This is a genomic window from Prevotella disiens (assembly GCF_900454955.1).
GTDB lineage: Bacteria > Bacteroidota > Bacteroidia > Bacteroidales > Bacteroidaceae > Prevotella > Prevotella disiens.
Genome location: NZ_UGTL01000001.1, coordinates 649,408 through 665,720, shown reverse-complemented (window position 1 = coordinate 665,720; position 16,313 = coordinate 649,408). Strand labels below are relative to the sequence as shown.

Here is a 16,313-nt window from a genome sequence, read left to right as displayed (position 1 = left end):
TTAAGGTACTTTATTTGCAGACTTCAACTTTCCAGTAGACGACACTGTCGTTTCTTTGATTTCAACAGGTCCAATATATTGACCTGTGCCTTTTGTCGTAGAGATTGCTCCCTGCTGCAACTGGAATTTATTTCTAGAATTGTATTCGTAGATTATTGTCTGGAGACCATCCTGAGGAGGTCCCAGTGGATAATCCCTTCTTTCAGTAATGGTATTATCTCCTACAAGTTCTCCGTAAATTAGACCTTCTTTTTTTAAACTTGCTTGATGTGCAGTATTAAAATCACCGTCCACCTGAACTTCATTGAGAAAATGTCCTATTGCAGCCCCTTGTAAAGCTGTACTTGCTTTTCCTAGGGTTTTCAGGTCTGACACATCTATCTTCTTATCCGAATAACTGTCTATAAATACACCTTTGTCATCTTTTTTGTTTCCTACCAGACTAAGAGTATAAGTTTCTTTGGCATCTATACCAGACTGAATGACATTTATTAATGTCTGAGACCTGTTTCCCTTGAAATCTATATCAGTGCCTTTGTATATAAGTTTATCGTTTTCGATAGCATAATTGTTTCCAGTGGATGCATATAACATCTTGAGATATTCTTCTTGAGCTTTTTTGTTTCCAGGCAGGAAGATCTCTCTCCCATCAGTATCTATCAACTTTACAGGATTCTCTGCGCAATACACATAGCTTCCAATATTTAGATATTTCTCTGCCAACGGATCCACCCCATACCACAGACTCGTGACAGGATTCATATACCTTGCACCATAATAGTACAAGCCTGTTTCCTCATCAAACTGTTTTCCGTTGAACTTGTATGGCAGGTCTTCACTGCTACTGTGCTCGTCAACTAACAGCTCACCGTATGGCAAGTAGGCATCATACTGCGTGATGTTGGCTTTGTCATCTGTAATGTAAGACGTTGAGCCGAGGTGGTCACTGTGATAGAAGAAGGTTTCTTCTTTCGTTGTATCGTTTGGAATGTAGCCATAACCAGCCTGTGGGTCATCAGGATTGCTTGGGTCATTCCAGCTTACAGGTGAATCGGGGTTGGTATTCGGTGTGGTGTTCGGCTTTGGCGTCTGAATCCAGCCCTGTGGCACATCGTGGTTGCCGAGTTCTGTGAGAACGGCATTATAACCAACGCCCGTGTTCTCCGGGTCACCATACGCACCCTTCATTGTAGGTACTCCAGGCGCAATGCCCTGCTGCTTATAGTATGTCTCCTTCTGCTTCTGAATCTGATTCATGCGTTCCGCATAGTCCTGCTGACCGGCAGTTACGTATGAGCCGTTGCGTCCATAGACGTTGTTGAACAGACCCGTTCCTATTCTTGATGCTATGCGCTTATCACCGATAAAGTAATGCTTCGTAAATCTGTTCTTGTTGACAGAGAGGATACTTGCTGGATAAAGCGTGAAGTTATCCGTCTCGTGGAACTTCAGTGCAAACCAAGCACAAAAGAGCTTGCTCATTTTGTCTTGGTGCAGCCTGAAGTCGACATTTGTCAAGGTGATTCCCTGCGGTGCACCGTTGATATACACGCCCTCCATCGTACCGTAAATCTTCATAATGCGCTCATCGGCAGCGTTGTAAGCGTAGCGTAGACTATTCTCATTCACTGGAAAAACAATTGATATATTGCTATGTCATGTTAGTTTATATTTTCTGATAATTTTTTGATAAGGTAAGCCCATAGCTTAGGATTAATGGGGCATGGAGTTGTTATTGAAAATAGGCAGTACTCACCATACCTCTTGCCATTCTCGTCTTTTAAGACAAAATAGGAAGGGACTCCTGCAATATAGGTAGCATTAGGTAAAGATGTTATTATGTTCTTTTCATATTGATGGATATTGAAGGCATCGTTTATAGTCTGTCTATCATTTTCTAATTGATTTATTTTTTTCTTTTTATTTCTTGATGGACATTGCATTTTTATGTTTATTATTTCCTTGTCCTTTTCAAATCTTTTTATCTTCAATATATTACAAACGCTATCTATCGTTATAAAATATTCTGTATATTTGTTATCTTGCTGAAAGATAATATAATAATATTTATTTTGTAAAGAATAAAGTATCTTTTTCCCAGGAATGGTATCAAACTTGGATAATACAATATCCGCTTTAGTACGACTTTCTACAGCTACAGGATCTGAATCCTTTATCCCGTGAATCTGAGCGACGCAAAAGCAGGAGATACTAAGAATAATGGTAATGAAAGTCATCTTTTTCATTTTAATATTGGCAAAATATATGGTTTATTTATGTGCGTAGAGTCAACCAGCAAGTGCAAAATTACAAAACGTATTTGAAGAATTCGCACTTTGGTGTAGAAAAGTTTAATTTTTCTCTCGGTCTTTCGTTCAATTTCTTTTGTATGGACATAATTCTCTTTTCTGTATAATGTTCAAACGAATCCTTTTTCGGTATGTATTGTCTGATTAGTTTGTTTGTATTTTCAATAGCTCCCTTTTGCCAAGAACAATATGGATCAGCGAAGTACACGGGTACGCCTAAGAATTTGGTAATGTCCTTATGTGCTACAAATTCAGGTCCGTTGTCTGTTGTAATGGTCTTCAAACTTTCCTTGTATGGTAGCAGCAGTTTCCTAACTACCTTTGCCAGAGGCTTTGACTGCTTTCCAAATGGCAGTTTCTGCATAAGCAGCATATTGGTGGATTTCTCCACCAGTGTGAGTATGGCATGCTGGTCAGGGTCAACGATTAAGCCCATCTCAAAATCTCCGAATCTCTTCCCATCAACTTCCTTACTTCTTTCATGGATACTCAACCTATCTTTAATTGGAAGATGTCTGCCCTTGGGACGATGCCTGTATTTCATCTTATGTCTTGTGTGTTTGGCAAGCTCCCCTGTTGTATCATTATGGATGATATTATAAATGGATTAGTGGGACACCTTTATCCCCTCACTCTTGTGCAGATAACCTGATATTTGTCGTGGAGACCACTGGTCATTGGTGATATATTCCTTAATCCTCCAGACTAATTCGGGATATTCAGAATTTTCTTAACTAATTGTTTGTCAGTATCATATATTATTTGTACCTTTACATAAAATCCCCCGAACGACCCATCACGGGCAGAATCGGGGGAAAACTTAAAAAATTCGTCGTGAAGATACAAAAAATTTCTGATATAACACCAACTTTGCCCTTTACAGAGTTCGATTTTTTACAGAGTTATCGTGAAAGCTTTGCAAAAAGCGAACTTGGACGCATTCATTCCCAGCTCCCCCTAAAGGAGTTGGCAGCAGAGTATACGAACCTTAGCCATAAGAGCAAGCGAGGCAACAAGCCTCTTTTCTCGGGTGAAGGAGAAATTGCCCTAATGTTCCTTAAGTCATACACAGGTCTGTCTGACGATGGTCTGATAGAGATGTTTAACGGAAGCATCCACATGCAGATGTTCTGTGGTGTTCTGCTAGACCCTTCCTGTCCCATCAAGGATGGAAAGATTGTAAGTGCCATACGCAATCGTCTTGGTCGCATTCTTGACATAAACAGTTTTCAGAGCATATTGTACGCCAAATGGCAAGATTGTCTCAAGGATAAAGATCTATGTTTGACGGATGCAACCTGTTACGAGAGCTACCTGCGTTTTCCTACGGATATCAAGCTGCTCTGGGAGTGTTGCCATTGGCTTCACACTCTGCTGGTCTCCGAGTGTAAACACCTTTCAGAGCGTATTCCGAGAAGCAAGTATAATAATATTGACAAGGCCAGGCTTGCATACGCCAAGCAGCGCAAGCACACAGCCTCGTCCACGCGCAAGCTCAGGAGAAGACTCCTGAGGCTCCTGTCCAAACTCCTTTCCCAATGGAATCGTCTGCGTAAACAGTACAGTCCTTGCATCTGTCTGTCGGCAGAACAAGAAAAGCGGCTGTCCGCTGTGCGTGAGGTATGCCTCCAACAGTCAGAACTATTCTCCGGCAAGGAAGTCAAGCACCGTATCGTCAGCATCGACCGTCCCTATCTACGTCCCATTGTCAGGGGCAAGGAAAACAAGCGTGTAGAGTTTGGTGCAAAGGTCAACAACATACAGATAGACGGCATATCATTCATAGAACACCACAGCTTTGAGGCATTCAACGAGGGTGTCCGCCTTAAGCAATGTATTGAATATCAGGAATCTTTGACGGGAATCAAAGTCAAGCGTGTCGGTGCCGATTCCATATATGCCAACAATGCCAACCGCACTATGTGTACTGAAAAAGGCATAACGACCTGTTTCACTAGAAAAGGTCCAAGACCCAAAGAAGAAGCTGAATGTCTCAAGATAGCGAGAAAGATTATTGGAAACCTCAGAGCTACGGTAATGGAGGGTAGCTTTGGAAATCAAAAGCAACACTATAGCCTTGGACGCATCAAGGCGCGCAATATGTTTAGCGAGAGGCTACTACTCTTCTTCGGAATCCATACAGCAAATGCTGCCATTCTTGCCGCAAGGGAGATGGCTCGGAGTGTGAAGAAGGCTGCCTAATAAAACTTAAGGATAATTTTACAAGTCCATAGATAGTATGGAAAGGGCAGGTGTGCCCATATGACTCAGTATTTGAGATTTTTGAACAAATAATACAGCATATTCTTTTTCTGGGTACTTCTCCAAGGAAAAGAATGCAGTTTTTGGCTGCCTTGGAGAGTTCTAAGAGGGAATTAACTGAAATGCCCTACCATAACGACTTCGATGGTCTGAGCGGAAACGAGGATGTTGGACAGATGTCGGCCTGGTACATCTTGTCGTCCATGGGCATCTATCAAGTGGAACCCTCTGGCGGAAAGTATATGTTTGGCTCGCCTTTGTTTGACAAGGCTGAGGTGAATGTGGGACATGGCAAGACGTTTACCATCCTGGCGCATGGCAACAGTCCGAAGAACATGTATGTCAGCCATATCAAGCTCAACGGCAAACTCTACAACAAGCTGTACATTGATTACAAGGATATCATGGCCGGCGGCACGCTGGAGTTCTTCATGACCGACCGTCGTCCATAAACATCAACTGCGGTTTTGTTCTTTTGATATTGAAAACATGATGGATGTTTGGTAGCCAGGCAATTTCCTGCCTACCAAACATCCATTCCGTTTCGGTCATGTTTTATTCCTCTCCCGTCTCGTCTTTCTTCATCTCAGAAATCAGGTAGTAAGCACCTGACTGCACAATGCGTGAAAGACGATCTGCCGGCTCCTTGGTCTCTATGCCCACGAGGTCACCTTCTTCCTTCACCTTCTTGACCATCGTGGGGACAAACTGCCAGTTGTTCCCTTGCTTTGCCGCCGTGAAGATATAGGATTTTCCATCCACTTCAACGATGGCATCAGACGAAACGACTCTCGTCCTTTCGCTGCTTGTTGCAATCTTCGCCTGTACATACATCCCTACAATCAGTCCCGTGTGCTGTCCATCCAAACGAACACGCACATCAACCGTTTGCGTTTCGGCTCTAAAAGTCTTACCTATGGAGTACACTTTTCCCTTGCAGGCGGTTCCGTCGGCATGAACTATCTTCATTGCTACAGCCTGTCCCACCTTAATTTTCGGCACATCACGTTGGAATACCTGCAATTCTGCATACATGTTGCTGGTGTTGGCAATCTTCATCATGGCCATCTCGGGTGATACATATTGCCCCGTTTGCACGTTGATTTGTTCCACCGTGCCGTTGATGGGACTTGTCAATGCGATGGCCAGTATAGGTTTTCCCTTGCGAAGGGCAGACGTACTGATGCCCAGTTGTTTGAGTTGGGCGGCAAGCATCTGCACCTGACCGCTCACAGTTTGCAGCTCCGACTTCGTACGGTCGTAGTCTTTGCCGGCTCCTACACCTTCGTTCAGCATCATGGTCTGGCGGTCAAACTCCTTTTTCAGGTATCTCTGTCGGTTCAATGCCGAGAAATAATCCGTCTGAAGGTTTACCAAATCAGGATGAGACAGATAGGCCACCACCATTCCTTTGGTCACAGATTGCCCTTCATGAACCAATATTTGTTTGACGTTACCGCCCATTTGCGGGGTTATGGTTGCCTCACTCTGGGGGTCAACGGCCAGCTTTCCATTGACGTCCACACTGCTGATGAGCATCGTGTCGGCGATGTTCCCCACCTTGATGCCTAACTTTTTCACCTGTTCATCGGTGAGTTCCACCTTTGTCATGCTGTCCGATGACTGTTTTTCTTGTTCGCCAGCGTCCTTAGTTTGCTTGCCACAAGCTGCCAAAAGGACGATGAGCGAAAGGATGAGATATGCTTTTGTTTTCATTTTTTATATGGTTGGATATTGTAAATTGATGATTGTGTCGATGAATTGTTCGTATGCTTCCCAATAATCAAGCTCGGTTTGCACGGCGTCACCCATGGTCTGAATGAACCCGATGTAATCGGTTGCACCCAGTTTGTAAGCAGAAGACGCGCCACGTTGCTGCGCCCTGGCCGTGGGAAGAGCTGTGTCCCGGTAATATTGCAGTTTGTGACGCCACTTCTGGTACGCAGTGTGCAAGCGTGCTTGGTTGTCACCCAGCTGTTTTTTCAGCAAGTCAAACTGCGTGTTTTCGATGTCCCTGTCCAGGGCGGCAGCCTTTTGTCGGGCCTTGTACGAACGTCTGAACAGCGGAACACTCACGCCAACGTCGAATGTCCAGTAGCCGTTTTTGTCGCCAATGCGCTGTGTACTACCCTCTATGAAGAATGCGGGAAGCCCTTTGGACTTTTCCAGTCGGATGTTTTCTTCGGCCAATTTGACCCTCTCCGACTGACAAGTCAATACGGGATTTGCACTGCCTGCTACCTCTCCAAGCGTCTCGTCTGGAGCCGTAGTGGGTTCATAGAGTCCCTCTCCCAGCCACCGTGACAAGGCCTTCAACGCCACTTGGTAATCAAACACCGACTGCTTGAAGTTTTCTTTGGTTTCAACAGCCTTCTTCTTAGCGGCCAGATAAGCCAACTTCGACGTTTCTCTTGCCTCGTAACGCACTTTCGCCGCATGCTCGAAGTTCTGGTAGATAGAATCTATCATGGCATGCACGTTCATCCTTTGCCTTAGAATATAAGCCTGCGCATAATCGCGGTAAACGGCTTTGCGCAATTGATGTTCGGTGAGATTCATCTCCGCACGAGCCACATTCACCTTTTGGCGCTGGGTGCGCACGCGCTGTTTGTTCCCCAGTACGTCAATGTTTTGCCTGACAGACAACAGGGTAAAGGTGGCGTCGTTGCCTCTGCCAAGCTCATCTACCCCGGCCGACAGCTCAGTAAGTCCCACCTCGCTTACGCCCTTGACCATGGCCTCTTCACGGCTGACACTCATCCGTGCCAGACGAATGCTTGGATGATATTGCTCGGCCAGCTGCAGGGCTTGCTGCAAACTCACTGGCTGTTGAGCCTGCATGCCGCATGGTGCCAGCAGTGCCAGCATCAGGGCAAAGGCCGCTTTGGGTAACCTATTGGCAGTTTTTCGCTGCGCTTTCTCTTCCAAAGCGTACAATAAAGGAACGACAAGCAAGGTAAGTAGCGTAGCCGTGAACAGTCCGCCGATGACCACAGTGGCCAAAGGTCGCTGCACTTCAGCACCTGCCGACCCCGACACAGCCATGGGCAGGAAACCCAACATGGCAGCCGTGGCCGTGAGAAGGATAGGGCGGATGCGCTCTTGCGTACCCTTGATGATTCTGCGGTTGATGTTGTTCATACCTTCTTTCTTTAACGAGTTGAAACGATTGATGAGTACCAGACCGTTGAGTACGGCCACTCCGAAGAGGACGATGAAGCCCACTCCGGCCGAAATGGAGAAGGGCATGCCGCGCAACAGCAAGGCCAATACGCCGCCGACCGTGGCCAGCGGAACCGCCATGTAAATCATGAGGCTCTGCTTGAGCGATTTCAAGGCGAAATAAAGTAGCACGAAAATCAGGAGCAGGGCGATGGGCAAGACGATCATCAAGCGATTCTTGGCCTCCTGAAGTTTCTGGAATTCACCGCCATACGCCAACCGATAGCCAGCCGGCAGGCGCAGTTGCTGTTCGAGTTTGTCCTGTATCTCATCCACAACCGACTGCACATCCCGTCCTCTGACGTTCACGCCGACATAGATGTTGCGCGAGGTTTGTTCGCGGGAAATCTGCATGGGCCCCGACTCATAATCAATTTGCGCCACCTCGCTCAAGGGTATCTGTGCCCCGCTGGGCAGCGGTATGTAAAGTTGGCGCAGGTCGTTGATACTCTTCCGGTAAGCGTCAGAGAGCCTGATGACAAGGTCAAACCGTTTCTCGCCCTCAAACACCGACCCTGCCGAACTTCCGGCAAATGCGCTGCTGACATAGGCATTGAGGTCATCGATGTGCAAACCGTATTGCGCCACCCGCTGCCTGTCGTACTTCACAGTAATCTGCGGCAGTCCGTCCGTGCGCTCAAGGGCCACATCCTCGGCTCCCTCTATCCTACTGATGATGCTCACCATCCGCTCACCCAGTTCGCCGAGTTTGTCGAGATCATCGCCATAAAGTTTCACGGCCACATCCTCGCGCACACCCGTGAGCAGCTCGTTGAAACGGAGGGCCACTGGTTGTGAGAACGAGAAGTTGAGCCCCGGCAGCATTTGCAACTTGTCTTTAATCTTTTCTATCAATTCTTCTTTGGTCTTGGCCGATGTCCATTTGCTGCGATCCTTTTCCAGAATGATGAAGCTGTCCGTGTAGTCGAACCCCATCGGATCGGTGGGTATGTCGGCCACCCCAATGCGAGCGCATACGGTTTTGATTTCCGGAAAGCTCTGAAGCAGCAGGCGTTCCACCTCTTCCTCTCGCTTGATGGTTTCCGAGAGCGAACTGCCGGGGCGGAGGAAGGTTTGCATGGCGATGTCGCCCTCATCGAGTTCAGGCACAAATTCGCCTCCCATCCGCATGAAAGCGAATGCGGCAGCCAGAAACAAAGCAGCGGCAGAAACAAGTACCATCTTTTTATGACGTAGGGCATACAGCAGCAGCGGGTGATAAACATGTATGATGCGCCCCGACACACGGTTGCCCATGCGCTGCAAGCTACGTTCCATCCGCACCATCCATCCGCCCTGGTGGCTCAGTGGACGAATCAGCAAAGATGAAATCATCGGCACATACGTCAGACACAGAATGATGGCTCCCAGTACGGCGAACGAGAAGGTGTAGACCATGGGGGAGAACATTTTTCCGCTGACGCCAGAGAGAAAGATGATGGGGGTGAACACGATGAGGATAATCAGCTGACCGAAGAAGGCCGAATGCATCATTGAAGAGGCGGCCTCGAAGGCGACGGCGTTCATGCCGCCCCGGCCCAGTTGGCTGTGTTTCTTGATTCTTTTCTCCATTTCGAACACCGTGCCTTCTACGATAATCACCGCCCCATCGACGATAATTCCAAAGTCGATGGCACCCAGGCTCATCAAGTTGGCGCTCACGCCGAAAAGCCGCATCATGATGAGGGCGAACAGTAAGGACAGCGGAATGACCGATGCGGCGATGAGACCTCCACGCAAACTTCCCAATAACAGCACCAGCACGAATATCACGATGAGCGCCCCTTCTGTCAAATTGCGCGCAATGGTGCTCGTTGTACGCTCGATAAGGTTGGATCGATCGAGAAAAGGTTTGATGTCGATGCCGTCGGGCAGCGACTTTCTGACACTCTCCATGCGCTCCTTCACCGCCCTGACCACCTTGTCAGAGTTGGCACCCTTGAGCATCATGATCATACCCCCGACGGCCTCATGACCATCTTGCGTGAAAGCGCCGTACCTCACTTGCGAGCCAAAGCCCACCTTGTCGGCTACGTCGCGCACGAGAACAGGGGTGCCGTTGACATTCTTCACCACGATGTTCTCAATGTCGTCAACCGACTTCACCAGTCCGTCGCCCCGGATGAAGCTGGCCATGTGGTCACGCTCTATATAGGCGCCGCCCGTGTTGACGTTATTTTTTCTCAGGGCTTCGTACACCTCGCCCACGCTCACGCGCATGGCGTTGAGCCGCTGGGGGTTGAGGGCCACCTCGTATTGCTTGATGCTTCCGCCAAACGAGTTGACCTCCACCACGCCCGGAATCATGGACAGCTGGCGCTTCACTATCCAGTCTTGAATGGTGCGCAGCTCCTGCGTACTGTAACGGGCGGTGTCTTTGGGAACAAGGGTGTACTGTAAAATCTCGCCCAGTCCCGTGCTGATGGGACCCATCGCGGGCGTTCCGAATCCCTCCGGAATGTCCTCGCGCACCTCTTCCAGCTTCTCTTGCACCAACTGGCGGGGCAGGTAAGTGCCCATATCCTCTTTGAAAACGATGGTAACAACAGACAGGCCAAAGCGTGAGATGGAACGGATGCCCTCAACGCCAGGCAGGTTGGACATGGCCAGCTCTACGGGATAGGTGACGAACTGCTCGATGTCGGCCGTCGAGAGATTTTCAGAAACCGTGATGACCTGCACCTGGTTGTTTGTGATGTCGGGCGTGGAGTCTACGTTGATGGTTCGCAATGAATACACTCCGCCGCCGATGATGGCCGCCAACAGGAGTACCACCAGAAATTTGTGTTGAATGGAAAAATAGATAATCTTGTTAATCATAACCTTATTAGTATGAACATGTACGACTTACTGCGGAACAGTTGTTGACAACTGCTCTGCCACTAGATAAAAACAATGGGTATGATAAAGCGGGAGGACCCCTTCGTCCACTTGAGGCTATATGTGCCTCAAGCAATCGGACGATGGGGTCGGGCGTTTCGCCAACTGGCGAGACTATCTGCACGTGCGGGTGCATGTCGGCAGCGTGGGCGCACAGCCAATGAGGCTGCTGCTGCGCCACTTGTATGATGGGCTGCGCATGCTCGTCGTCCTTAACAATGTGCCTGATTTGCTCTACGGGACAGTTGTCTGCCTGCGATTCCTGTCCGGAAGAATGATGGTGGGTGTGGCGGTCATTGATTTGACCGTCTGTTTCGCACCTCTCTTCCACGAAACAAACGTTGCTCAGGTGGTGATGATGAGGCACGGCCAAAACCAGCAACACCATGAGCATTGCCAGCCAAAGACTTACTATGAGAGCTTTTCCCCGCATCATGATGCAAAGGTAGCAAAATTTTGTTGCAACTCAGTTGCAAAGTGCTCATCAATCTGTTTTTTCAATTGCATTGACTTTGGTTTTCAATGTAGATGCGCTTGCGCACCTATCTTATACGGCTATTCGTCGAATGTGTTGATTGTCAGCACACTAACCGTTCAGCCAATGGTAATACAGGCGGGGATATCTGGGCAGAGGCCAAACGTAGGTTGGGTGTCGCTGACTCGCTCTCATCCGATCCGGACAGGACCTATTATCAGAATATCGTTGACGCTAACGACAGCAATGGATACGGATGGAACCGCATTGAAGTCAATAATATACGCAGTACCAAAGGCACCATTCGCTACAGCGTTTCCACAAAATCGAGCTTTACTGGCACTACGTTCGCAGGGCAATGGGTGTCAGCAGCAGACTTTAACCTGAAATAGACAGGGCAATTAAGTTTGTTTTTGCGAACAACGGTGTGGATGTTAGTGTGAAGGCGCAAGTTCAACATAGAACTGCAATCCCAAGTACGGGTGTAGCTTAATAATCTATACCTGAAAACACCGAGGGGTTTGGGGGCGAGCAGCCCCCATGAGTGGAAAAATCAGCAAGCAATGCATAAAAATGAAAAAGGGAGACCTCTGTCTCCCAAAGATTAATTAAATTTGCATTGCTATGTACAAACAATTAACCTCGGAGCAAAGGTACACAATTTCTGTGCTACTCCAAAACGGAATGAAACAAAAAGACATTGCCAAAGCGATAAATGTAAGTCCAAGTACAGTGTCACGTGAAATAAGACGTAACAGTGGGATTAGAGGACACTACAACTGGGAGACAGCCCAAGCAAATGCAGTACGCACAAAACGCAAGAAGCCAGGTAATCGTTCAGTTGACAAGGATGTCATGGAAGAGGCGAAACGCCTTCTTGTTACCGAACAGTGGTCTCCGGAACAAATATCCGGTGCATTGGCCAATGATGGCAAGTATATTTGTCATGAAACCATATACCGTATGATACGTAAAGACAAGGCAGAAGGAGGGAAACTATACCAACACTGTCGTCACAGGCTAAAGCATCGTGCCAGACCTGTCGGGGGCAGACGCATATCTATAGTCAACAGAACAAGCATCAGCGAAAGACCTGCAGAAGCTGACGGCAAGCGCTTTGGGGACTTCGAGATGGATACTATCGTAGGAAGAGGAAATCACGGTGCCATCGTTACACTGATAGAACGCAGTACAAACATGCTGTTTATGAGAAAACTTAAAAAGGGAAAGAATGCCATAGAGCTGGCACGTACTGTAATACATCTGCTATCTCCATTCAAAGGGCATGTCAAGTCTATTACAACAGACAACGGTACTGAATTCGCTTGCCATGAAATGATAGGAAAAAGCCTTGGTGTCAACATCTATTTTGCCGATCCATACTCTTCATGGCAGAAGGGCGGCATAGAAAATGCAAACGGACTGATTAGGCAATACGTGCCAAAATCAGAAACGTTTGAACATGTCAGCCATCAACAAATCACAAAGTGTTCAAGGAAAATTAACATGAGACCAAGAAAGAAATTAGGATTTAAAACACCATACGAGTGCTTTTACGAACAAATTAAGTAAATTTGCACTTGCTTGTTGAATTCACGTAAGTAGCAAAACCTAATAAAGAGTTAACAATAAATGATGTAATAGCGCTGGATTTATGTCCTGCATACCAATAGCCTCCACCAGGAAATATAGAAAGAATACCAGCTAAAACTTTACTTTTAGGCTTCCTCGCAATAATACTTGATATGACCTCATTCGTTTTATTAACAATTTGCTCATTGGTATTAAACTGATTTGCTGCTTCAAAATGCTGTACACAATTATCTAAATAACCCATTTTTAAGTTTGAAAGTCCTAAATATAAATGCCTTCTTCGTATAGAATCTTGTTCTGTCAAATTAATTTTAGGAAATAACTTTTCAGCCTCACTATAATTATTAAGGCGATAAAACATCTTTGATACTTGGAATTTTACACGATTATCATTACATATATTTAAATCCTTTTGTGCATAAAAATCAAAAATACCTTCTTCCATACGTTCAAGACCTTCATAACAAATCAATTTCTGCAAATAAGTAGAAGGAGAATTTTCTTTGTCAAAATAAGAAAGGCGTTCTATTTCTAACATTGCCAAATTGTAATCATGATTATTAATTAAATAACGTATAAAGTCATTTAAACTATCTTTTTTATTGACAACTTTTAATCTATCGGTATAAATCGAATTTTGTGATTTTTGAGTCAAACTTAAAAATAAAGCAGAATCACAGTCTGGTAAATCTAATAAACATGGATTTCCATAAGCATACGTTACCGAATAAAATTTACCATCATGCCCACAACGAATCAAACGATCCGCAGTATCAAGAAATGCTTTTGCGAAATTTTCTTTTTTAAATGCCTTTAAACCATAGTTTGAACAAGTTGGATACATTGCACATCTACTTCCACGAAGTTTACTAATATTTTTTTGATAAAAATGAATAAAATCAGCAGAAGCCTTATTTCTTTCATCGGATATATTTACAACATTACTCGAGGACAATATCCCATCATGATATTCTTGACACATAACTTTAATATGCCAAGATGAAAGAAAAAATAATAGAAAAAATCTCAATATAGTCATTTTAAATCCAACAAAAGACTTATTCATAATTGATATATTTTTTGCAAAATTACAAAAGAGTTGGCAAATTAACAAAAAAAAACAGTTTAACTTTTTAATACATATATAAAACAACACTATACCTCCAAAACGAAATACAAAAACAGCCACTCTAAACTATAAAATGGCGTTTTTTGCGCTCCAAAACCTATTGTCCCTCAGTTCGGGATAAGTAGTGTATAGACAAAATCAAAATATCGGCTAATGTGCCAAATTATCATAAAAAAAGTGGATATGCTCATTTGAACATATCCGCTTATATTATAAAGAAATCTTTCTAAAAGATTATTCTGCTTTTGCTTCTTCTGCAACAGTTTCAGTTGCTGGTGTTTCAGCTTCAACAGCCTTTTTAGAACGACGGCTACGACGTGTCTTCTTAACTTCAGCCTTAGGAGTCTTAGCCATGTTTTCATCATAATCAACCAACTCGATAAAAGCGATTGGTGCAGCGTCACCCTTACGCAAGCCAAGCTTGATAATACGAGTGTAACCGCCTGGACGGTCGCCTACCTTTACAGAAATTTCCTTGAACAATTCTGTTACAGCTTCTTTGTTCTGCAAGTAACGGAAAACTACACGACGTGAGTTGGTAGTATCGTCCTTAGCACGAGTGATAAGAGGCTCAACGAATTTCTTCAAAGCCTTTGCCTTTGCGAGGGTCGTAGTGATTCTTTTGTGCGTAATCAAAGAGATAGCCATGTTAGAAAGCATAGCACTACGATGACTTGCAGTACGACCTAAATGGTTGAATTTTTTATTATGTCTCATTTTCTTTTTCTTGTTGTTGACCAAAATAGTTTTAATGTGGTGGACTTACTCTTAGCAGTCCACCTACATTAACTTATTCTCTGTCCAATTTATACTTTGTAATGTCGGTTCCAAACGTAAGATTCAGACTCTCGAGCAAATCATCAAGCTCTGAAAGCGATTTCTTACCAAAGTTACGGAACTTCAAGAGGTCGGTCTTGTTGTACTGAACAAGGTCGCCAAGTGTTTCAACATCAGCTGCCTTCAAGCAGTTGAGCGCACGAACACTGAGGTTGAGACTTGAATCAGTGAGCTTAGTTTTAAGCAACTGACGCATGTGCAATACCTCTTCATCAAACTCTTGGTTGCCTTCCTGATCAGGACTCTCCAACATAATCTTTTCGTCAGAGAACAACATGAAGTGATAGATAAGGATTTTTGCAGCCTCTTTAAGCGCGTCCTTTGGGTGAATAGAACCATCTGTTGCAACTTCAATTACCAATTTGTCATAGTCGGTCTTTTGTTCAACACGATATGGCTCAACGGCATACTTGACGTTGCGGATTGGGGTGTAGATTGAATCGATTGGGAGTACATTCACATCAGTGCAGAATTCACGATTTTCATCAGCTGAAACGTAACCACGTCCCTTGTTGATAGTTAAATCTATCTGCATTGAGGCTTTTGAGTCTAAATGACAAATCACCAAATCAGGATTTAACACTTCAAATCCAGTCAGATACTTGCCAATATCACCAGCTTTGAATTCTGTTGAATTCTCTACGGTAATACTAACTTTCTCATTCTCGAATTCTTCTACTACTTGCTTGAATCGAACTTGCTTGAGATTCAAAATGATATTGGTGACATCTTCCTTAACGCCCGGAACGGTAGAAAACTCATGCTCAACACCTGCGATACGCACTGTATTGATAGCATAGCCCTCCAAAGACGAAAGAAGGATGCGGCGCAATGAGTTACCAATTGTAACACCAAAGCCAGGCTCAAGAGGACGGAATTCGAACTTGCCGAATTGGTCGTTAGCCTCCAACATCACAACTTTATCAGGTTTTTGAAATGCTAATATCGCCATTAATTTAATGATTTTTATTGTTTAGAGTACAACTCAACGATTAATTGCTCCTTAATATTCTCTGGAATGTCTTCACGAGCTGGTTGGTGGAGGAACTTACCACTCTTGCTGTTTTCGTCCCACTCTATCCAAGGATATTTGCTGTGGTTGAAACCAGCCAAGGCAGCTTCAATAACTTCGAGAGACTTAGCCTTTTCGCGTACGCCAACGATATCACCAGCCTTAACAGCATAAGAAGCGATGTTTACAACACCACCATTTACAACGATATGCTTGTGATTTACCAACTGACGAGCAGCGGCACGGGTTGGTGCAAGACCAAGACGATATACCACATTGTCGAGACGGCTTTCGAGGTTCTGAAGAAGAACTTCACCAGTAATACCACTAGCCTTTGCAGCACGGTCGAACATGTTGCGGAACTGACGCTCCAAAACACCGTATGTATATTTTGCCTTTTGCTTTTCTGCCAACTGAGCACCATACTCAGAAACCTTGCGACGACGATTGTTACCGTGTTGTCCTGGAGGGAAATTTCTCTTAGCTAACACTTTATCTGCGCCGAAGATTGGCTCACCAAAGCGGCGTGCGATTCTAGATTTTGGACCTATGTATCTTGCCATAATTATAATATTCTTAAATTGTTAAAAAGAT

12 protein-coding genes and 1 pseudogene are annotated in these 16,313 nt (G+C 45.2%); 4 read left to right on the top strand and 9 right to left on the bottom strand.

The window, feature by feature from the left end:
- The 3 genes and pseudogenes from DYI03_RS13635 to DYI03_RS02920 all read right to left on the bottom strand — a co-directional run.
- Window positions 1-1,629 (bottom strand): RHS repeat domain-containing protein, encoded by a 1,629-nt coding sequence (locus DYI03_RS13635; protein WP_021668926.1) that lies wholly within the window; start codon window positions 1,627-1,629, stop codon window positions 1-3.
- Window positions 1,630-1,661: 32 nt separating this feature from the next.
- Entirely contained in the window at window positions 1,662-2,246 is a 585-nt protein-coding gene (locus tag DYI03_RS02925) for a hypothetical protein (protein WP_021668927.1), read from the bottom strand.
- 61 nt (window positions 2,247-2,307) lie between these two features.
- A pseudogene (locus DYI03_RS02920) lies at window positions 2,308-3,021 on the bottom strand (IS30 family transposase); the annotation flags it as partial.
- A gap of 122 nt (window positions 3,022-3,143) precedes the next feature.
- On the opposite strand from DYI03_RS02920, the gene DYI03_RS02915 reads away from it, so the two are divergent.
- Together DYI03_RS02915 and DYI03_RS02910 are read left to right on the top strand one after the other, a co-directional pair.
- The gene (locus tag DYI03_RS02915) at window positions 3,144-4,511 is read left to right on the top strand and encodes a DDE transposase (RefSeq protein WP_115367954.1); all 1,368 of its coding nucleotides are present in this window, start codon (window positions 3,144-3,146) and stop codon (window positions 4,509-4,511) included.
- Window positions 4,512-4,561: 50 nt separating this feature from the next.
- The gene (locus DYI03_RS02910) at window positions 4,562-5,023 is read left to right on the top strand and encodes a glycoside hydrolase domain-containing protein (RefSeq protein WP_394366015.1); all 462 of its coding nucleotides are present in this window, start codon (window positions 4,562-4,564) and stop codon (window positions 5,021-5,023) included.
- 103 nt (window positions 5,024-5,126) lie between these two features.
- Here the strand turns inward: DYI03_RS02910 and DYI03_RS02905 are convergent, their stop codons facing one another.
- Both DYI03_RS02905 and DYI03_RS02900 read right to left on the bottom strand, forming a co-directional pair.
- Entirely contained in the window at window positions 5,127-6,287 is a 1,161-nt protein-coding gene (locus DYI03_RS02905) for an efflux RND transporter periplasmic adaptor subunit (protein WP_021668175.1), read from the bottom strand.
- Between the two features lie 3 nt (window positions 6,288-6,290).
- On the bottom strand, window positions 6,291-10,613 hold the full coding sequence (locus tag DYI03_RS02900) for a CusA/CzcA family heavy metal efflux RND transporter (protein WP_115367878.1): 4,323 nt from the start codon (window positions 10,611-10,613) through the stop codon (window positions 6,291-6,293).
- A gap of 81 nt (window positions 10,614-10,694) precedes the next feature.
- On the opposite strand from DYI03_RS02900, the gene DYI03_RS13385 reads away from it, so the two are divergent.
- Both DYI03_RS13385 and DYI03_RS02885 read left to right on the top strand, forming a co-directional pair.
- Complete coding sequence (locus tag DYI03_RS13385) at window positions 10,695-10,862, top strand: hypothetical protein (RefSeq protein ID WP_159105343.1); 168 nt, start codon at window positions 10,695-10,697, stop codon at window positions 10,860-10,862.
- Window positions 10,863-11,772: 910 nt separating this feature from the next.
- Window positions 11,773-12,720, top strand: coding sequence for an IS30 family transposase (locus DYI03_RS02885; RefSeq protein ID WP_021669561.1), 948 nt, complete (start codon window positions 11,773-11,775; stop codon window positions 12,718-12,720).
- Here the strand turns inward: DYI03_RS02885 and yidD are convergent.
- From yidD to rpsD, 4 genes are all read right to left on the bottom strand, one after another.
- Window positions 12,713-13,807: a membrane protein insertion efficiency factor YidD gene (gene yidD, locus DYI03_RS02880; RefSeq protein WP_021669828.1), complete on the bottom strand. Its 1,095-nt coding sequence runs from the start codon at window positions 13,805-13,807 to the stop codon at window positions 12,713-12,715. The two genes, DYI03_RS02885 and yidD, sit on opposite strands and share 8 nt — an antisense overlap.
- Before the next feature lie 297 nt (window positions 13,808-14,104).
- Entirely contained in the window at window positions 14,105-14,587 is a 483-nt protein-coding gene (gene rplQ, locus DYI03_RS02875) for a 50S ribosomal protein L17 (protein ID WP_004357737.1), read from the bottom strand.
- Window positions 14,588-14,660: 73 nt separating this feature from the next.
- Window positions 14,661-15,659, bottom strand: coding sequence for a DNA-directed RNA polymerase subunit alpha (locus DYI03_RS02870; RefSeq protein ID WP_004357743.1), 999 nt, complete (start codon window positions 15,657-15,659; stop codon window positions 14,661-14,663).
- Window positions 15,660-15,673: 14 nt separating this feature from the next.
- Entirely contained in the window at window positions 15,674-16,282 is a 609-nt protein-coding gene (gene rpsD / locus DYI03_RS02865; protein WP_004357809.1) for a 30S ribosomal protein S4, read from the bottom strand.
- Window positions 16,283-16,313: the final 31 nt, after the last annotated feature.